15 protein-coding genes are annotated in these 19,973 nt (G+C 63.9%); 4 read left to right on the top strand and 11 right to left on the bottom strand.

Annotation, left to right across the window (positions count from 1 at the left end; translation table 11 throughout):
- Positions 1-120: 120 nt before the first annotated feature.
- Entirely contained in the window at positions 121-4,446 is a 4,326-nt protein-coding gene (hrpA, locus tag HWY05_RS23125) for an ATP-dependent RNA helicase HrpA (RefSeq protein WP_176059773.1), read from the bottom strand.
- 23 nt (positions 4,447-4,469) lie between these two features.
- Between hrpA and argA the strand changes: the two genes are divergently transcribed.
- From argA to proP, 3 genes are all read left to right on the top strand, one after another.
- Positions 4,470-5,858, top strand: a complete 1,389-nt coding sequence (argA, locus tag HWY05_RS23120) for an amino-acid N-acetyltransferase (RefSeq protein ID WP_035546550.1) — start codon at positions 4,470-4,472, stop codon at positions 5,856-5,858.
- Positions 5,859-5,923: 65 nt separating this feature from the next.
- Positions 5,924-6,199 carry an oxidative damage protection protein gene (locus HWY05_RS23115; protein WP_035546551.1) on the top strand — a complete coding sequence of 92 codons (276 nt, stop codon included), beginning with the start codon at positions 5,924-5,926 and terminating at the stop codon, positions 6,197-6,199.
- Between the two features lie 710 nt (positions 6,200-6,909).
- Positions 6,910-8,412: a glycine betaine/L-proline transporter ProP gene (gene proP, locus HWY05_RS23110; RefSeq protein ID WP_231584877.1), complete on the top strand. Its 1,503-nt coding sequence runs from the start codon at positions 6,910-6,912 to the stop codon at positions 8,410-8,412.
- Positions 8,413-8,495: 83 nt separating this feature from the next.
- On the opposite strand, the gene HWY05_RS23105 is transcribed toward proP, so the two are convergent.
- From HWY05_RS23105 to HWY05_RS23075, 7 genes are all read right to left on the bottom strand, one after another.
- Positions 8,496-8,993: a metallophosphoesterase family protein gene (locus tag HWY05_RS23105; RefSeq protein ID WP_176059852.1), complete on the bottom strand. Its 498-nt coding sequence runs from the start codon at positions 8,991-8,993 to the stop codon at positions 8,496-8,498.
- A gap of 29 nt (positions 8,994-9,022) precedes the next feature.
- Positions 9,023-9,598, bottom strand: coding sequence for a TMEM175 family protein (locus HWY05_RS23100; protein ID WP_176059772.1), 576 nt, complete (start codon positions 9,596-9,598; stop codon positions 9,023-9,025).
- A gap of 176 nt (positions 9,599-9,774) precedes the next feature.
- A complete protein-coding gene (locus HWY05_RS23095; RefSeq protein ID WP_176059771.1) occupies positions 9,775-10,125 on the bottom strand; it encodes a cupin domain-containing protein in 351 nt (116 codons plus the stop codon).
- Between the two features lie 81 nt (positions 10,126-10,206).
- Positions 10,207-11,607, bottom strand: a complete 1,401-nt coding sequence (locus HWY05_RS23090) for an FAD-containing oxidoreductase (RefSeq protein ID WP_176059770.1) — start codon at positions 11,605-11,607, stop codon at positions 10,207-10,209.
- Positions 11,608-11,707: 100 nt separating this feature from the next.
- A complete protein-coding gene (locus tag HWY05_RS23085; protein WP_035546560.1) occupies positions 11,708-11,899 on the bottom strand; it encodes a hypothetical protein in 192 nt (63 codons plus the stop codon).
- Between the two features lie 146 nt (positions 11,900-12,045).
- The gene (locus tag HWY05_RS23080) at positions 12,046-14,415 is read right to left on the bottom strand and encodes an EAL domain-containing protein (RefSeq protein ID WP_176059769.1); all 2,370 of its coding nucleotides are present in this window, start codon (positions 14,413-14,415) and stop codon (positions 12,046-12,048) included.
- A gap of 406 nt (positions 14,416-14,821) precedes the next feature.
- On the bottom strand, positions 14,822-15,667 hold the full coding sequence (locus HWY05_RS23075) for an SH3 domain-containing protein (protein WP_176059768.1): 846 nt from the start codon (positions 15,665-15,667) through the stop codon (positions 14,822-14,824).
- Between the two features lie 308 nt (positions 15,668-15,975).
- On the opposite strand from HWY05_RS23075, the gene HWY05_RS23070 reads away from it, so the two are divergent.
- The gene (locus HWY05_RS23070) at positions 15,976-16,521 is read left to right on the top strand and encodes a hypothetical protein (RefSeq protein ID WP_176059767.1); all 546 of its coding nucleotides are present in this window, start codon (positions 15,976-15,978) and stop codon (positions 16,519-16,521) included.
- A gap of 27 nt (positions 16,522-16,548) precedes the next feature.
- Here the strand turns inward: HWY05_RS23070 and HWY05_RS23065 are convergent, their stop codons facing one another.
- From HWY05_RS23065 to HWY05_RS23055, 3 genes are all read right to left on the bottom strand, one after another.
- Positions 16,549-17,679, bottom strand: a complete 1,131-nt coding sequence (locus tag HWY05_RS23065; RefSeq protein ID WP_176059766.1) for a BMP family ABC transporter substrate-binding protein — start codon at positions 17,677-17,679, stop codon at positions 16,549-16,551.
- 250 nt (positions 17,680-17,929) lie between these two features.
- Positions 17,930-18,271 (bottom strand): helix-turn-helix transcriptional regulator, encoded by a 342-nt coding sequence (locus HWY05_RS23060; protein WP_176059765.1) that lies wholly within the window; start codon positions 18,269-18,271, stop codon positions 17,930-17,932.
- A 60-nt stretch (positions 18,272-18,331) separates the two neighbouring features.
- Entirely contained in the window at positions 18,332-19,810 is a 1,479-nt protein-coding gene (locus HWY05_RS23055) for a PLP-dependent aminotransferase family protein (RefSeq protein ID WP_176059764.1), read from the bottom strand.
- Positions 19,811-19,973 lie beyond the last annotated feature (163 nt).

Here is a 19,973-nt window from a genome sequence, read left to right as displayed (position 1 = left end):
CGGGGAGCCGGCTCGGGCTCGGCTAGCGCGGGGCGCGATTGACTCAGTCAAAACGGTCCGCCGCGTTGACCAGCGCCAGCACGGCGTAACCAGCCGAAACCGCCACCGCTAAACCACTACTCAACGCTGCATCGACTCCCACACCTTATAAAGCCGCTTCACCGAGACCGGCATCGGCGTACGCAACTCCTGCGCGAATAGCGAAATCCGCAGTTCCTCCAGCAGCCAGCGAAACTCCGACAACCGCGTATCCAGCACGCCGCCGCGTTGCGCCACCGCGCGCTGGTAGTTCTGCAACAGCGGCTGAAACTCGACGAACTGCCGTGCGTCGCGTGCAGGGTCCGCTCGCAGCTTGTCGATACGCAGCACGATGCCCTTCAGATAGCGCGGAAAGTGCGCCAACTGCGAATACGGCGTGTCGACCACAAAGCGCTTGCCGATCATCGCATCGAGCTGATTCTGAATGTCGGCGTGCGCGGCCGTGAACGTGCGGGCCTGCACCAGCTTCTTCGTCACCGTCGCGTATTCGGTGAGAATCTGCCCCACCAGACGCGCGATCTCCTGGGCCAGCAAGGTCAGCCGGCTACGGCCTTCGTCACGGCGCGTGTGGAACGACAGATCGTCGGCGGGCAGCGGGTCTTGCAGACACGCGCGATCCAGCGCGGTATCGATCAATTGATCGCGCAGCTCTTCCTGCGTGCCGCGCGGCATGAACTGCATCGCCATTTCGCGCAAGCCCGGCAGGTTCTTTTCCAGATACTTGATCGGCTCCTTCAACTGCAGCCCAAACAGTCGACGCAACCCCGCACGATGAATCCGCGCGGCTTCTTCCGGCGAATCGAACACTTCGACGTCGCAATGCGTGCCGCGATCCACCAGCGCCGGATAGCCGAACAACGTCTGGCCGCCGCGACGAATTTCGAGCAACTCGGGAAGCTTGCCGAAATTCCACGTGGTCAGTTTTTCGTACAGCGCGGTGCCGGCCGTGCCGCCTTGCGCGGTTTGCGACATAGCAACGCCAGGCACACCCTTCCCACCGCGCTGCGCCGCCGCGCCTGCATTTCCTGCCGCCCCAGACTGCGCACCGGATTGGGCACCCGATTGCGCACCTCGCCCACCCAACTGCGCGGCCGCCGCGACGCTGCCGCCGCCCGCATCCGCCAGCGCCGCGCCCGCCGCGCTCGACGCGATCTTCTGGAAATGCTGCTGCGCCTGGCTGCCCAACTCCGAGCGCAATTGCGCCATGTTGCGGCCCATCGCGAGCTGACGGCCGTGTTCGTCGACGACCTTGAAGTTCATGAACAGATGCGCCGGCAAGGTCTCGAGCTTGAAGTCGGCCTGCTTCATCGCGATCTGCTTCTGCTCGCGAACATCGGCGATCAGCGACTCGAGCAAACCGCCCGCGCCGTAACGCGGCCCGCTATGCCGGTCGACGAAACCCGCCGCGTACTCGGGCAACGGCACGCAGTGACGTCGCAATTTCTGCGGCAAGGATTTCAGCAGCAGTTGCGCCTTCTCTTTCAGCATGCCTGGCACGAGCCACTCGCAGCGTCGCGCGTCGACCTGATTCAGCGCATACAGCGGCACGGCGAGCGTCACGCCGTCGCGCGGCGAACCCGGTTCGAAGTGATAGGTCAACGCCATCTCGACGCCCGACATCGTCATCCGCTTCGGGAACAGATCGGTCGTGACGCCGGCCGCCTCGTGACGCATCAGATCGTCGCGCGACAGGTACAGCAGACGCAATTTGTCTTCGGTCTGGCCGGCCGCTTTCAACTCGTCGCGATACCAGCGCTCGAACGCCGCGCCGGTGTGGATGCCCTGCGGCACCGCCTGATCGTAGAAGCCGAAAATCAGCTCGTCGTCGACCAGCACGTCCTGCCGGCGCGACTTGTGTTCGAGTTGCTCGATGTCGGCGAGCAGCTTGCGGTTGTGCGCGAAGAACGCGAGCTTCGTGTCGAACTCGCCTTCCACCAGTGCGCCGCGAATGAACAGCTCACGCGCGCGCGCCGGGTCCTGATGGCCGAAGCTCACGCGGCGGCGGTGATAGATCGGCAGGCCGTACAGCATGGCCCGCTCGAACGCCGACACCTGCGCCGCGCGCTTCTCCCAATGCGGCTCGGACAGCGACTTCTTCAACAGATGCGCGCCGATCCGCTCGATCCACTCCGGCTCGATCTTCGCGATACAGCGCGCGTACAGCCGGCTTGTCTCGACCAGTTCGGCGGCCATCGCCCACTTGCCCGCCTTCTTCACCAGCGCCGAGCCGGGCCACAAATAAAACTTGATGCCGCGCGCGCCGAGGTAATACGGCTCGTCGTCGGCTTTCAGGCCGATGTTGCCGAGCAGGCCCGTCAACAACGCGAGGTGGATCTGCTCGAAGGTCGCTTCCGCCTCGTTCAGACGCCAGCCGTGTTCGCGCACCACGGTCAACAGTTGCGAGTGCACGTCGCGCCATTCGCGCAGACGCATTTGCGACAGGAAGTTCTTGCGGCATTCCTCGTGCAACTGCTTGTTCGACTTCTTGTGCGTGATCGCTTCTTCGAACCAGTTCCAGATTTTTAGCCACTGGAGGAATTCGGAGCGCTCGTCGGCGAACCGGCGATGCGCCTGGTCGGCCTGCTCCTGCGCTTCGATCGGCCGGTCGCGCGGGTCCTGCACGGACAACGCGCTGGCGATGATCAGCACTTCCTTCAACGCCTGCTGATCGCGCGCGGCCAGAATCATCCGGCCGACGCGCGGATCGAGCGGCAGGCGCGCGAGTTCGCGGCCGAGCGGCGTGAGCTGGTTGTCGTCGTCGACGGCGCCGAGTTCGTTGAGCAACTGATAACCGTCGGCCACCGCGCGGCCCGGCGGCGGTTCGATGAACGGAAACGTTTCGATCGCGGTCAGGTGCAGCGACTTCATCCGCAAAATCACGGACGCCAGCGACGACCGCAGAATCTCCGGATCGGTGAAGCGCACGCGGCCCTGATAATCGCTTTCTTCGTACAGACGGATGCAGATACCGTCGGCAACCCGGCCGCAACGCCCGGCCCGCTGATTCGCAGCGGCTTGTGAAATCGATTCCACCTGCAACTGCTCGACCTTGTTGCGGTACGAATAGCGTTTCACGCGCGCGAGGCCGGTGTCGACCACGTAGCGAATGCCCGGCACGGTCAGCGAGGTTTCGGCGACGTTGGTCGCCAGCACGATGCGGCGCGTATTCGAAATACGGAACACGCGTTCCTGTTCCGCGGCGGAGAGGCGCGCGAACAGCGGCAGAATTTCCGTGTGCGGCGGATGGTGTTTGCGCAGCGCTTCGGCGGCGTCGCGAATTTCGCGCTCGCCGGGCAGGAACACCAGCACGTCGCCGGGGCCATCGCGGCACAGTTCGTCCACGGCGTCGACGATCGCGTCCATCAGGTCGCGGTCGGTTTCGCGCTGGGTTTTCGGACGATCGGGCCGATCGCGCCCGCCGGCCTGCGAACCCGCCGCGCTCTTCGTGCCTTCTGCGGCCTTCACCGCCGGACTGTCTTCGACGACCGGACGGTAACGCACTTCGACCGGATACAGACGGCCGCTCACTTCGATCACCGGTGCGGGTTTTTCGTCGCTGCCGAAATGGCGCGCGAACCGATCGGCGTCGATCGTCGCCGAGGTCACGATCAGCTTCAGATCGGGACGCTTGACGAGAATTTCCTTCAGATAGCCGAGCAGAAAATCGATGTTCAGGCTGCGCTCGTGCGCTTCGTCGATGATCAGCGTGTCGTAGGCCTTGAGCAGCGGATCGGTCTGCGTTTCGGCGAGCAGAATGCCGTCGGTCATCAGTTTGACCGACGCGCCCGGCGACAGATTGTCGGTAAAGCGCACCTTGTAGCCGACCACTTCGCCGAACGGCGTGCCGAGTTCTTCGGCGATCCGGCGACCGGTGGCCGAGGCGGCGATCCGGCGCGGCTGCGTATGGCCGATCAGACCGGCGCCGCCCGCGCCGAGGCCGCGGCCCAGCGCAAGGCAGATTTTCGGCAGCTGGGTGGTTTTACCGGAGCCGGTTTCACCGCAGACGATCACGACCTGGTTTTCCGCGATCGCTTTGGCGATCTCCTCGCGACGGCCGGAAACCGGCAGCGCTTCGGGGAAGGTGATCGGCGGAATCGGGTTCGGTTCGACGACACGCGGCGGGCGTGGAGCGCGCGGTTCGCGGCGCGGATGGTCGCTTCGGCCTTCACCGCGTTTCGGCTGATTCGGCGCCTGCGCGCCACTCGCACCACCCTCACGCGGCGGATTTTTTTTCTGCGCGTTCGCCTGCGCGCCCTGCTCCGGACGACGCGTTTCGCGCGCCTTGTGCGGCGTGTTTCGGTTGGCGTCCTGCGCAGGACGGCGCCCGGCGTCGCCGGTGTTCAACTGATCGGCGGCCGGCGCCGGATTCTCGTTCGCCGCAGCGGGACTTTTGGGTACATTCGACATGGGGGCGCATTATAATCCCCGGCATGAATTCCCAAACCGACCTCGTCCCCGCGCCCGCGAGCGTTCCGGCCCCCGCCGGGGCAACGGAAAACCTCGCCCAGCATGCGCAATTCGTCGACTGGATGCGCTCAGTCGCCCCTTACATCCATGCATTCCGTAACAAGACCTTCGTCGTCGGTTTCGGCGGCGAGGTGGTGCATCAGGGGCTCCTGAATGCGCTCGTGTCCGATATCGCGCTGTTGCAGGCCATGGGCATCCAGATCGTTCTGGTGCATGGCTCGCGACCGCAGGTCGAAGAGCAGATGAGCCTGCACGGCGTGGAGTCCGAGTTTTCGCACGGCATGCGCATTACGGATGCCCGCGCGCTCGAGTCCGCGAAAGAAGCGGCCGGCGAAGTGCGTCTGGATATCGAGGCGGCGATCAGCCAGGGCTTGCCGAACACGCCCATGGCGCACGCGCACATCAGCGTGGTGTCGGGCAACTTCGTGACGGCGCGGCCGGTCGGCATTCTGGACGGTGTCGACTTCGCCCACACCGGCGTGGTGCGCAAGATCGACGCGGATTCGATCCGCCATTCGCTCGCGAGCCGCAAGCTGGTGCTGTTGTCGCCGCTTGGCTTCTCGCCCACCGGCGAAGCGTTCAATCTGTCCATGGAAGACGTGGCCTCGGCGGCGGCGATCGCGCTGCGCGCCGACAAGATCGTGTTCCTGACCGAAACGCCGGGCCTGATGGAAGAAGGCGAAGAAGGTCCCGAACTGGTGCGCGAACTGTCGCTTGACGACGCCTACAAGCTGCACGAAAGCGGCGAAGTCACCGGCGACGCGGGCTTCTACCTGAAGCACTCGATTCGCGCCTGCCGCGGCGGCGTGGCGCGGGCGCACATCATCCCCTACGCGCTCGACGGCAGCCTGCTGCTCGAACTTTTCCTGCACGACGGCGTCGGCACGATGATCTCGTACGAGAACCTTGAAAGCCTGCGTGAAGCCACGCCGGACGATGTCGGCGGTATTCTTGCGCTGATCGATCCGCTCGAGTCGGACGGCACGCTGGTGCGGCGCGGCCGCCATCAGATCGAACGCGACATCGACCATTTCTCGGTCATCGAGCACGATGGCGTGCTGTTCGGCTGCGCGGCGCTGTATCCGTACACGCAGGAGCGCATCGGCGAAATGGCGTGCCTGACGGTCGCCCCCGAAGCGCAAGGCACCGGCGACGGCGAGCGGCTGTTGAAGCGCATCGAGCAGCGCGCGCGGGCTCGCGGCCTCACGCGTATTTTCGTGCTCACCACGCGCACCGAACACTGGTTCCTCAAGCGCGGCTTCGTCAAGGCAACGGTCGACGACCTGCCGGAAGATCGCCGCCGACTTTATAACTGGCAGCGCAAATCGCTCGTGCTGATGAAACAGCTCTGAGCAGCGCGCGATCAAGCAACTGCCCGCCCCCCACATCGACAACAGGATTCAAGGAGAAGCACAGCATGACTCGTATGGTTCAATGCGCGAAGCTCGGCAAAGAAGCCGAAGGCCTCGATTTCCCGCCGCTGCCCGGCGAACTCGGCAAGCGGATCTACGAAAGCATTTCGAAAGAAGCCTGGCAGGCGTGGTTGAAGCAGCAAACCATGCTGATCAACGAAAACCGTCTGAACATGGCCGATCCGCGCGCACGCCAATACCTGATGAAGCAGACCGAAAAGTTCTTCTTCGGCGAAGGCGCGGATACCGCGCAAGGGTATGTGCCGCCGACGGCGGAGTAAGCCACACCGAAGTAAGCCACGCTCCGCGCTGCAAAAAAGGGCTTAAAGCAGCCCGTGAAACCTGCAAAAAATCCGCGCCGCGTGCGCGGATTTTTTTCGCCCCAAAACTCTCCAGATGGTCCATTTCAGGGCCACTTTTAAGCCGTCTTTACATACCGTTTCAATTCGCTCAATCCCCCGCCCTGTAAGGGATTGAGTCGGTCCGCCAAGGCTTGCGCCGAGCCTTGGGTTTGCACGATCCTCTGTCATCGTGCTAATATGTGCGTCGTTCCAACTGCATTTCACCTTCATTCGCGTTCTTTTCAACATGGCCTTGCGAGCAGATTTCGTGCTTATTTTTGTGCACACGCAGACCTGAATCGAACAGTTTTTATACAAGAAGGCTCGTCGGTCGTTTCCCCGTCTCATGTCACTCAGTGAGCGGTGAATTTACACCGGCCTTTTTCGTTTCAAGCCTTCCAGCGGCGCGTGGGCCAGCTTCCAGCCACCCCAGCGTCCTCATGTACCTGCCCCCCTTCCACGGCCACGCAGGTACAACAGCAAGCACAATCTAGACGAGTGTTTTTTCGCGAGATGTCTCGCGAGGCACGGGCGTTTTCGTTTTGGCGCCCATTTCGCTCCTTCGCCGGTTCCGGCGACGAGCGCCGCCTTCGCTTTGGCTCGCGAAACGGCACTTCCCCAGCACCCGTGGCGGAACGTTCATGCGCATCATGAGTTTCGTCGCAGTCATTGGAGTTTTTACCTTGACCGCTTCCAGCAACGGCTTCTGGCGACACCATAAAGAAGAACAGCGCCTTTCTCTCGACGACATCACCGTCGTCGACAAATCTCTCCTCAAGCGGGCCGTCGGCGCCATGGCGCTCGGCAACGCGATGGAATGGTTCGATTTCGGCGTGTACAGCTACATCGCCGTCACGCTCGGCAAAGTGTTCTTCCCGTCGGCGAGTCCGGCCGCGCAGTTGATCGCCACGTTCGGCACGTTCGCCGCGGCGTTCCTCGTGCGCCCCGTGGGCGGTATGGTGTTCGGGCCGCTGGGCGACCGGATCGGCCGGCAACGCGTGCTAGCCATGACCATGATCATGATGGCGGTCGGCACCTTCGCGATCGGCCTGATTCCGAGCTACGGCACGATCGGCATTTTCGCGCCGATGCTGCTGCTGGTCGCGCGGCTGGTGCAAGGCTTCTCGACCGGCGGCGAATACGGCGGCGCGGCCACCTTCATCGCCGAATTCTCGACGGATAAGCGCCGCGGCTTCATGGGCAGCTTTCTCGAGTTCGGCACGCTGATCGGCTACGTGCTCGGCGCGGGCACGGTTGCCGTGCTGACCGCGACGCTCTCGCACGACGCGCTGCTCTCGTGGGGCTGGCGTGTGCCGTTCCTGATCGCCGGTCCGTTGGGTCTGGTGGGTCTGTATATCCGCATGAAGCTCGAAGAGACGCCCGCGTTCAAGAAGCAGGCCGAGCAACGCGAAGCCGAAGACAAGGCGCTGCCGAAGCAATCGTTCGGCCAGTTGCTCGCGCAACAGTGGAAGCCGCTGCTGCTGTGCGTCGGCCTCGTGCTGATTTTCAACGTCACCGATTACATGGCGCTGTCGTATCTGCCGAGCTATCTGTCGGCCACGCTGCACTTCGACGAAACGCACGGCCTGTTCCTCGTGCTGCTCGTGATGGTGCTGATGATGCCGATGACGCTCGCCGCCGGCCGTCTGTCGGACACGATCGGCCGCAAGCCGGTCATGCTGTTCGGTTGCGTGGGTCTGTTCGCGCTGTCGATCCCCGCGCTGCTGCTGATCCGCATGGGCACCGTGCTGCCGGTGTTCAGCGGGCTGATGATTCTGGGCGTGCTGCTGTCGTGCTTTACCGGCGTGATGCCGTCGGCGCTGCCGGCGCTGTTTCCGACCAAAATCCGTTATGGCGCGCTGGCGATCGGCTTCAATATTTCGGTGTCGCTGTTTGGCGGCACGACGCCGCTGGTGACCGCGTGGCTGGTCAACAGCACCGGCAATCTGATGATGCCCGCGTACTACCTGATGGGCGCGTCGCTGATCGGTATCGTGTCGGTGCTCGCCCTGCGTGAAACGGCGCGTAAGCCGCTGCTGGGCTCGGGTCCGTGTGTGGCGACGCGTGCGGAAGCGCATGCGGTGCTGCGCGGCGAGCGTGAAGCGGCGGAGATGGATGAAGGCTACGCGGCGGCGGCAACGGCACGTGCCTGATTGATTAATCCGATTGCTCGATTGATCGATTGATCGATTGAAAATCGTACGAAACGGGTCGACAGACAGGTCGGCCCGTTTTTTTATGTCAGCAGCAAATCGAACGTCGCGCTGGCGTGCGCGCCGTCTACCCGCAATATGCCGGCGGAAATCGGCAGCTTGAAGCGCCGTGGGCCCGCGCTGCCGGGATTGACGAACAGCACGCCGTCACGCTCGCTGATCGACGGTTTGTGCGAGTGGCCGGTCACCACGACACCGATCCCTTCGCTGCGCAGGTCGGCGGGTACGTCGGCGATATCGTGCACGACGAGAATCGTCACCTGATGGACGGTTAGCCTGGCGTGCGTCGGCAGCGACGTGGCCCAGTCGCCCGTGTCGTTGTTGCCGCGCACGGCCGTGACGGGGGCGATTTGCATCAGCGCATCGAGCACGGCCTGATTGCAGATGTCGCCCGCGTGGATGATCGCATCGCAACCCTTGAGATAGGGCAACGCCTCCGGACGCACGAGGTTATGCGTGTCGGAGATCAAGCCGATACGAGCGACTGCGGATGTTACGAGCTTGAGTGTGGCTGAAGACATCATCGATTCCTGAGCGCCACCGCGCCGCCCTACGCTTCCAGCACGTGTTCGATGCGCCGGTCCGGCACCAGCCACCATGCGGCGGCGAGCGTATAAAGCGCCGCGGAAACCCACGGCGCGACAAACGCCAGCACGATGCCCGCGAGGTAGATGACCACCGAAACCTTGCCCTTGAAGTCGTTGCCGATCGCCTTGGCAAGCGTCGAGTCCCGCCCATGTTCGCGGATCAGCACGAGCGTCAGAATGAAATACGCGATCGCCGACATGAACAGCACGACGCCGTACATCGCGGTGGGCCACGACGCCAGATGATTTTCGCCGACCCAGTGCGTGACGGCCGGCAGCAGCGACAGCCAGAACAACAGATGAAGGTTGGCCCACAGCACCGCGCCGTTGACCTTCTGCACGGTATGGAACAGATGATGATGATTGTTCCAGTAGATGCCGACGTAGATGAAACCCAGCACGTACGCGCAAAACACCGGCACCATGGGACGCAGCGCCGCCAGATCGAAACCGTCCGGCACCTTCAATTCGAGCACCATGATCGTGATGATGATGGCGATTACGCCATCGCTGAAGGCTTCGACGCGTCCTTTGCCCATCGCTCGGGTTCCTGATGATGAATACGGTTGGGCGCACAACCCGCCAGTGTGTGACCCGTCACCGGCGGCTCGCGCCGAAGGCGATTATCGGCGATGGGGGAAGGCTTTGTCGAATGCGGCCGGCCAGTCGCAACCACGGCGCGCGGCAATCGTTAAATACCGCGCGCGGGCAGGGTTCAGATCGACGCGTCTTCGGGACAGTACACCGCGAGCCACACGCTCGGCTCCGCCTCGCTCGTCCATGCCACCCGATGCCTGCGATGCGCGTCGATCAACACGTGATCACCGGGCTTCATCCGGTGCGGCTTCGCGTCGTCGTCGAATTCGAGCGTCGCGGCGCCGCTCAACAGGGCCACCCATTCAGCACGCGGACTGTCGTACCAGAAACCAGGCGGGCTAGCGTGGCCCCGCGACACGATCCGCTCGATGCTCACGCCGCTCTGCTCGACCAGGGCGTCGACCTGCTCGTCCGGGGACACCGTCGCGCCGAGTTCGAACACATTACCGCTGCTGATTGCGTGCTTCATCGACGGTCCCTGGTTGGTTGCGTCGTTCGCCGGGCTTTCGGGCGTGAAGTTCGCCGCCATCGCTCACCCCACTCACTCCGTTCACTCCATCGTCTTCAACCGGTCCAGCAATGTCGGCACCAGCTCGCTCACCGTCGGATGCACATGCATCGCGAACTGCAACGTCGGATACGCCGCCCCGGCCGTCATGATGTCGATAAACGTGTGGATCGCCTCATCGCCTTCAATTCCGTGGATCGCCGCGCCGAGAATCTGCTTGCTGTGCGCGTCGACCATCACCTTCATGAAGCCGTCCGTCTCGCCGCGCTCACGCGCGCGGCCCACTCGCGACATCGGCATCGTCGCGATCAACGCGGCCCGCCCGTCCTGGCGCACCTCCGCCTCCGACATCCCCACCCGCGCCAGCGGCGGATCGACGAACACCGCGTACGCCATGATGCGCGTGTCGACGCTGCGCGAACCCGCATCGATCAGATTGGCCGCGACGATCTGAAAATCGTCATACGACGTATGGGTGAACGCACCCCGGCCGTTGACATCGCCGATCGCCCAGACGCCCGGCACATTGGTGCGCAGTTGTCCGTCGACGGGAATCGTGCCGTGCTTGTCTACAGCAATGCCCGCAGCGGCGAGACCGAGGTCGTCGGTATTCGGCTCGCGCCCGGTCGCGAACAGCAAGTGCGACGCCTCCAGCGCGGGCACGTTCTGCTCGAAGCCGATACACACGTCGTTTTCGCGATGCGGATGCGGCTCGACCCGCGAAGGCTGGACGCCGAAGCGAAACTCCACGCCTTCCCGCGCAAGCACCTTGCGCACGGACTCGGCAAAATCCGCATCCTCGCGCGTCAGCACGCGTTCGCCACGCACGAGCAGCGTCACCCGGCTGCCGAAGCGCCGGAAGATCTGCGCGAATTCGAGCGCGATATAGCTGCCGCCGACAATCACCAGATGCTCCGGCAATTCCGTCAGTTCAAGCAGATTGGAGTTGGTGTAGTAGCGAATCCGCTCGAGTCCTTCGAGCGGCGGCACGACGGCGCGTGTGCCGGTGTTGATGAAGATGTCGTCGGCGCTGATTTCGTCGATCACCGCGCCGTCCGGCCCGCTGATGGACAGCGTATGGGCGCCGGTAAAACGGGCGTGGCCGTTGAATACCGTGACGTTGTCCGCGCCGCGCAGCCATTGTTCGACGCCGTCGCGTGACTGGCCGATGATGCGGTCCTTGCGCGCCTTGACGGCCGCCAGATCGACGCTGACGGTCCCGCTCACCTGCACGCCCAGTTCCGCGGCATGACGCGCCACATGCGCCGCGCGGGCGCTGGCCACATAAGATTTGGTCGGCGTACAGCCGACATTCACGCAGGTCCCGCCAAAGGCGCCCCGCTCGATCACCGCCGTTTTGCGGCCGCTTTCACCAAGGCGTACGGCCAGCGGCGAACCGCCTTGTCCCGTACCGATCACGACCGCGTCGAAGTGCTGTGGCATGGCAACGCTCCTGGGGCTTGAATGCAGGTCGTAGCATCTTACCCTCAGCGCTTCAGGTTGCCTGTGCTGGGTGCGCTTAAGCTCTTAAGCCCTTACGCGCTCAAGCCTCGCAATGTGCCGCGGCGCAAATCAACCGGCGCGAGCGTTGCAACGCCGCCTGCGCACCGCGCGCCGCCACGACCCAGCCGACCTGGCCGAGATTGAAGTCCTGCGACACCATCACCTGCATGAGCGCGACCATCGGCAGAACCACCGACGGCCGGTAAAGCTGATCTCTGATTAAAGCCGGCATAACCACTCCCATCGCCCGGCGTCGCTTCGACGCCATGCACCATTTACGTTTCGATGGGTGAATTGTAGGGAGACCGCGCCTCCGGATAAATACCAGGAAAGCGAAGTCAGTTGTTTGCCAAACAGAACAATCGGCTTCAGCGCGGCTTAAGTGCCGCTACAGCGCGTATGAATCGCACCCCGGACCGCGCCGTCGATCATGCCCAGCTGCGCTTCGCCCAACCCGCGGGCGTAGGCGCTTGCGCCCACGGGTCGGCTGTACAGATAGCCCTGCTGCTTGTCGCAATGGATCGACCGCAGAAACGCCGCCTGTTCGACGGTCTCGACGCCTTCGGCGGTCACGTTCATGCCGAGCGAATGGGCCATGGCCACCACCGCCTGCGTGATCGCGATCGAATCGCGATGATCCGGCAAGCCGGCAACGAACGACCGGTCGATTTTCAGGTTATGCAGCGGGAACCGCTTCAGATACGACAGCGACGAATAGCCGGTGCCGAAATCGTCGACGGAAATCCGCACGCCCATGCCGTTCAGCGCGCTCAGGATCGGCAGCACGGAGTCGCTGTCGTGCATCAGCAGCCGTTCGGTGATTTCCAGCTCCAGCGCCGCCGGATCGAGCCCGGAGCGCGTCAGACAGCGTTCGATGCGCTCCAGCAGGCCGTCGTTGAACTGCCGCGGCGACAGGTTCACCGCGACGATCAACTCGGGCGCCAGCGTCTGCCGCCACAGTGCGGCCTGTTCGCAAGCGCGCGCCAGCACCCACTCGCCGATCTCGGCGATCAGGCCCGAATCTTCCGCGACCGGAATGAATTCGACCGGCGACACGTTGCCCAGCTCGCCGTTGTACCAGCGCAGCAAGGCTTCCGCACCAATCGTGCGGCCGTCCTGACTGTCGACGATCGGCTGATACACGAGGCTCAGCTCGTTGCCGGCGAGCGCGCGCCGCAACGCCTGCTCGATCACGAAGCGGCGTTGCAGATGCTGATTGAGCTCGGCGGTAAAAAACTGGAAGTTGTTCCGGCCGCGCTGCTTCGCGTGGTACATCGCGGAATCGGCGTTGCGCATCAGCGTGGCGACGTCCTGGCCGTCTTCGGGAAACAGGCTGATGCCGATCGACGCCCCCAGGTAGTACTCGGTATCCGCCACCGCGAACGGCAGCGCGATCATGTCGAGAATGCGACGCGCGAGGCCGATCAGATGCGCGGAGTTGTCGTACGCGCTGACCACGATCACGAACTCGTCGCCGCCCACGCGCGCGAGCGTGTCGTCGCGGCCAATGCAGGCCGACAGGCGCTCCGCGACGCTGCACAGCAAGGCGTCGCCGGCTTCGTGACCGGCGGTGTCGTTGACCTTCTTGAAGCTGTCCAGATCGACGAACAGCACCGCGACACTCGCCAGTTCCGGCATGCCGGGCGCCGAGCCCGGCTTGAACAGGTCGCGCATCCGCTCGGTCAGATAGGCGCGGTTATAGAGACCGGTCAGCGAATCGCGGGTGGCGAGAAACTTGAGTTGCCGTTGCGCCTCGCGCACCGGCCCGATGTCGGTAAATGAAATCAGCACCGAGGCCGCCACGGTGTCGCCCGGCTTGAAGATCGGCACGACGTTTTCGGTGAGCCAGACCACGTTGCCGTCGACCAGCTCCAGACCGATCGTGACGCCCAGCATCGGCTTGCCGCTTGCCAGCACCCGCACGGTCGGACGCTCGGCCTCGGTCACGAGCGCGCCGTCTTCGTGATAGGCGCGCTTCATGACGCTCTGGATGCTGCGCCCGACGAGTTGCGAGGTCGTGCGCAACATGCGCTGCGCGCTCGGATTGCAGGCCAGCACAATACCCTCGCGCGACTGCACGACGATCCCCTCGATCAGATGATCGACCACCAGCCGGTGATGTTCTTCGCTTTGTTCGAGACGTTGCGAGATGGCGTCCTGTTGAACGGCCAGACCGACGCTGCGGCTGATGTCGCGCAGCATGGTTTCTTCTTCGGCGGTCGGCCGGCGCTGCGTGCGGTGATACACCGCGAACGCGCCGAGCACGACGCCGGCGTCGTTGTCGAACGGCACCGACCAGCAGGCGCGCAGGCCGAGCGGCAACGCCAGGTGCCGGTAATCCGCCCACAGCGGATCGGTTTCGATATCGTCCACCGCGACGAGGCGACGCTCGTACATCGCGGTGCCGCAGGAGCCCACCTGCGGGCCGATCACGATGCCGTCGAGCGCGGCGCTGTAGTGCGCCGGCAGCGAAGGGGCGCCACCTACCCTGACATGCACGCCGTCGGGGTCCAGTAGCAGGATCGAGCACAACGCGCCGCCACCGAGCAACGCTTCCGCGTGACGGCAGACTTCGTCGAGCAGTTCGGGCAGCGGCGTATTGCGCGAGATCAGCCGCAACACGCTGCGCTCCGACGCCAGCACCTCCTCGGCCAGTTCCGGCCGATAGTGAGTGCTCTCAGGTGTGCTCCCGGATGTGCTCTCAGGCCTGGTTTCCGCCGCGCTACCAGATGTCGCTTCACAAGTCATATGTGCGCTCCCCCCAATCCAACATCGGCAGCTTAGTGTACGCGGCGCACCGGGGTTTACGCGAGTCTGTCGCGATTTAATCGCGACGCATAAATTTTGACGGGACTTGGCGGCTGACGGGCCGGTTATGGGCGGGTGTGTGCCGTGTTGTGTCGAGCGAGGTGTTGGCTGGCGGCTGCCGGTGTCTGAGCGGGTGCAGGACACGCGGTTGAGCGATCCGCGTTCGCAGGAGACGCTGCGGGCGGTGAGTTCTGCATTTGTGAATGGGGCATATTGAACGCACCGCGGCTTACGGAGATCGACGGGGGCGAGTCGACGGCCCGCTAAGAAAGGGGCCGTCGCAGGTCTTCTGGTTGAGCGAGCGCGTCGAGTCGTTGTGTTCCACTCGCGAGCGCCGCTCCCGCATTCAGTGCTGATCGGGTGGACGGCCACCGCCACCGCCACCGCCACCACCACCACCGCCGCCGTTGCCGCCGCCCTGTGGCCGGCCTCCGCCACCTTGCGGAGGACCGCCTTGAGGACGGCCACCCGCATTGCCCTGAGGACCGCCTGGACGACCGGCACCCCCATTCCCGGGCTGAGGCCCACCCGGTCGACCACCACCTGCATTCCCCGGCGGCGGACCACCCGGTCGACCACCACCCGCATTCCCCGGCGGCGGACCACCCGGACGACCACCACCCGCATTCCCTGGAGGCGGACCGCCCGGTCGACCACCACCCGCATTCCCTGGCGGCGGACCGCCCGGCCGACCACCACCTACATTCCCAGGCGGCGGACCACCCGGTCGACCACCACCCGGCGGCCGTCCCGCACCAGGTCGCGGCGGAGGCGGCGGCGGATGATGCGCCCAGCGCGACTGCTGCCCATACCACGGCCGGCCGCGATAGTAATTCCCCCAGTAAGCGCCAATCGAAAACGTCACGATCGGCAGGCCGATCACCGTGCCGTAGTTCATCACCGGCACGTTGCCGCCCTGGTACGGATACGTGAGACGTCCCGCATACACCCAGCCGCGCAGATTCGGCGCGGCGACATCGCACCATTGATAGTTGCTGAGACACCCCATCACGGTCAGCGGCACGCCGCCGGGCAACTGCGTCACGACCGGGTAATCCGACGCGGGACCAGCACGCACGTTAACCGTGCTGCTCGTATAAGCCTGCGACTGCGCGTGGGCCCCCGCGGACACAGCGAACAAACCGGCCGCTGCATAAAGACATCGAAAATGTCGAACGAGGTGTTGTTTCATTCTGTCTCCCGTTGCCTGCTGTTTTTCCTGCTTCTCAACGGCCGCGTTCCGACTGCCGGCCGATCTGCGCGGGTGATGAAGACCGTGGCATCCACCCATCCCCGTCCGCTGCTCCGTGAGTTGCACGGCGCATGCCTGAAAGCGTTCCGTCAACGCGCGGCGCCAAGTCGTTTAAGCCTTCGCATTCGTCTCGACCGGCAAGATTTTGTAATCACCCACCCGAACTCACGCGTTGTTCCGACGTCCGGGTTGCGGCGACTCGACCGATCATCGACGGCATGAAAAAGCCATGCACTGCCGGGACCGCCATGAAGAACCTTCGCCCTTGCCTGATCGCCGCGCTGATGCTCGCCAGCCTGTCCGCGCATGCGACCAGCTTCGACTGCAACAAGGGACGCTCGCTGACGGAGCGCATGATTTGCAACGACCCCGCGCTCTCGACGCTCGACGACACGCTAGGCCAACTGTACTGGAAAGCACGACGGCGAGTCGTCAACCGGCGGGCCTTTCTCAACGACAGCGACAGTAAATGGGCGTGGCGGGAAGCGAACTGCCGCGATGCGGCGTGCCTCTCGACGTGGTACGCGACGCGTATCGAGGAACTGCAGCGTTTGAACGCGAGTTTGCAGGCGGGCACGCAAGCGCCGCTGCCACCCGCGCAAAAAACCACCACGGCGATGCTCCAATGCACCGCCGCGAATCCCGGGATCGTGGTGAACGATCAGTGTTCCACCGTGCTCAGCGAGAACGGCAGTCGATGGAAATACAAGCCGCATGGCGGCGACTGGTTCTGCGGCGTCGCGATGCTCGAACCCACCGCGACAACGGAGGTGGCAGCGGCCGCCGCGCCGTGACGCGGCCGCTCACACCAGGGTCTGCCTTCACTTAGGCAGCGACCCGTCCACGCCTTGCACGAACCAGTTCAGGCGCAGCAACTCGGGATCGCTCAGCGACTTTCCAGCCGCCACCTTCACCGCGCCGGATTGATCCATGATCGGTCCCGCGAACGGATTGAAGCGGCCCGCGATGATGTCGTCGCGCTTCTGGCTCAACGCCTTTTGCGCGACCGGCGACACGGCGTCGGTGTTGATGTCGGCGAGGTCGATCGCTTTCTCTTTGAGCCCCCACCAGACCGGCGTGTTATTCCACGTGCCCGCCATCACCTGATCCACCAGATGCGTGTAATACACGCCCCAGTTGCTCACGCACGCGCCGAGTTGCGCATTCGGCCCGAACTTCTTCATGTCGGAATCCCAACCGAACGCATGCACTTTCTTCTGCTCGGCGGTCTGCATGGTCGCGGTCGAATCGGTGTTCTGAATCAGCACATCGGCGCCCTGACCGATCAGCGTTTCGGCGGCCTGTTTTTCGAGGCCCGGATCGAACCAGCTATTGATCCACACCACCTTCACCCGCACCTTCGGATTGACCGAGCGCGCGCCCAACGTGAATGCGTTGATGTTGCGCACGACTTCGGGCACCGGCACCGAGCCCACGAAGCCGAGCGTGTTCGACTTCGTCGTATAACCCGCGACGAGACCCGCGAGGTACGCGCTCTGATAGGTGCGCACGTCATAGGTGCCGAAGTTGGCCGCCTTCTTGTAGCCGGTCGCGTGTTCGAACACGGTGTCCGGGAAATCTTTCGCGACCTTCAGTTCGAAGTCCTGGAAGCCGAAGCTCGATCCGACCACGATCTTGTTGCCCTTGGACGCCAGATCGCGAAACACGCGCTCCGAATCCGCCGATTCCGGCACGTTCTCGACACGCGTTACCTTGACCTTGTCGCCGAACTTCGCCTCGACCGCTTTAACGCCCTGTTCGTGCGCGTAGGTCCAGCCGGCGTCGCCCGGATTGCCGAGGTAGACGAACGCGATGCCGAGCGGCTGCGCGGTGGCCGCGACCGCGACATGTACGGCGCTAGCCGCACCTAACGCAAGCGTCGCGGCCAGCACGGCACGGACGCCTCTAATGCGCAATGAATGATGGAGGGCTCGCGCCAGCTTTGTTTTCATGGATTCTCCGAAGATGGATAAAGGTGCCCGCCGCAGCGCCTGGCGTGGCTCGACATCACCAGGCAAGGCTCCAGCATAGGGGGCCATATTCGGAGGTCAATTTCAGCGCGAAAATTTTTTTGCGGCTTTTTGCCGTTTTTTTGCGGCTGTGGCGCGCATCAATTTTTCGCGTATTGGCATGGGGCAAATGCGTTTTGGATAAGCCCGAATTGATAGGCGCGGGGCCTGGCATCGCGCTCGTGGAGATGACTTAGTGGATCTTCGGCGGCGGGTCCATCTGATCCTGATCGGGCGCATCGTCATCGCCATCGTCATCATCGTCATTGCCCGCTCTCTCGCTGAACAACTCCGCGCACAACCCCTCGCCGACCTCGCTCAGGCGCGCCGTGCCGGTGCCTTCCTCATTGAAGGTGGTCTCAACCAACCCGCCATCGGCTAACGCTGTCAGTTGCCGGCGCAGGCCGCTCATCGGCACGCCGGCCTGCTTCGACAGTTTGGCGAGCGACCACGCGCCGCCCGGCGTTTCGCGATGCGCCCGCCACAACTGCGCCAGCACGGCCACCAGCACGGGATCGATTTCGTCGTCTTGCATGGTTTGTCTCCCAGTCTCTCCGCCTAATCCGTCAATCTCATCAGATGCCGCTCCGTGGACTCACGCCATCTGCGTGACCAGTTCGCCCAAAGTCTTCAACGCCGCTTCCGTCTGCGCCGTCCACGGATAGCTGTAGTTCAGCCGGATGAAATGCCGGAAATCGTTACGCGTCGAAAACATCATCCCCGGCCCCACCGTGATGCTACGCGCGAGCGCCGCCTGGTAGAGCCGCATCGAGTCCACCCGCTCGGGCAATTCCACCCACAGCACATAGCCGCCCTGCGGCGTCGACATCCGCGTGCCGGTCGGAAAAAACCGCTGCACCAGCGCCGTCATGATGTGCGCCTGCTGCCGGTAAACCTTGCGCACGTGCCGCAAATGCCGATCGTAACCATCGTTGCGCAGATAATCCGCCACGGCGACCTGCGGCACCGACGGCGTGGTCAGCGTGTTGAGAAACTTCAGCTTCTCGACCTGCGCGCGATACCGTCCCGGCAGCGCCCAACCGATCCGGTACGACGCGGTCAGACTCTTCGAAAACGACGCGCAATGCAGCACCAGGCCGCGCGTGTCGAAGCTCTTCAGCGTCGAAGGCCGCGTGTCGCCGAAATACAGTTCCTGATAGACGTCGTTCTCGATCACGGGAATGTCGTGCGCGCCGAGCAGTTCGACGAGTTGCTGTTTGCGCGCGTCGGGCATCTGGAAACCGAGCGGATTCTGGAAGTTCGGCATCACCATGCAGGCGGCGATCTTCTGTTCGGCAATCACTCGCGCCAGCGCGTCGATGTCGATGCCGTGCACCGGATGCGTCGCCACCTCGATCGCGCGCATGCCCAGACGTTCGATCGCGTGCAGCATTGCGTAGTAGGTCGGCGATTCGACGGCCACCGTGTCGCCCGGTTTGGCGACCGCTTGCAGACTCAGGTTGATCGCCTCGGTTGCGCCGAGCGTGATGACGATCTCGCCCGGATCGACCGGCACGCCGTTTTCGGCGTAACGCCGCGCGATCTGGCGGATCAGTTCGGGGTTGCCCGGCGGTAAATCGTCGATCAGATTCCAGCTCGCCTGACGTCGCGCGATCGCGTTCGCGTACTGGTTGATGCGCCGCCAGGGGAACAGCGAAGGATCGGGATACGGCGAGCCGAACGGCACGGCGTCGTGCGCGCGAATGCTGCGCAGCGTGGACAGCACCAGCCGGCTCACGTCGACCGCGGCGGCTACCGGCGACGCCTGCGGCGCGGGCTGGCGGGTCAGGCGCTGCTGCTCGAAGACCGCTGAGACAGCGGACACTGCCGAAACAGCCGCCCGGTCGAGCGCGGCGGCCGTGGCCGCGGCGTCGCGTACGAAATAGCCCGACTGCGGACGGGTCTCGACGATCCCCAGGCTTTCCAGCAACGCATACGCATGCAGCACCGTCTTGATGCTGACGCCGTGCTGCTGGCTCGCTTGCCGCACCGACGGAATCCGCTCGCCCGGCGCGAACACGCCACGGCGTACGGCCTCCGTCATTTCCGCGGCAAGCTTTTCGTACAGTTTCAAGGATTGGGCTCACAGAAAACGCCGGGGCGTTCAAAAGAACACGCAGAGAACATTCAAAGAACGCTCACGCCGGCATGGGCTGGGACGCCAGTCTATGCCAAAAGCCCCGCAACTGTATCCCTCCCCTTTCCAATTTTCTGTATGCTGCGCGCTATTTGGAACA

Origin of the sequence: Paraburkholderia sp. BCC1876, from assembly GCF_902833695.1 — a bacterium.
In the GTDB taxonomy this organism is placed as follows: domain Bacteria; phylum Pseudomonadota; class Gammaproteobacteria; order Burkholderiales; family Burkholderiaceae; genus Paraburkholderia.
Note: the sequence above shows the minus strand (reverse complement) of the source record. Positions and strands in the feature narration are given on the sequence as shown.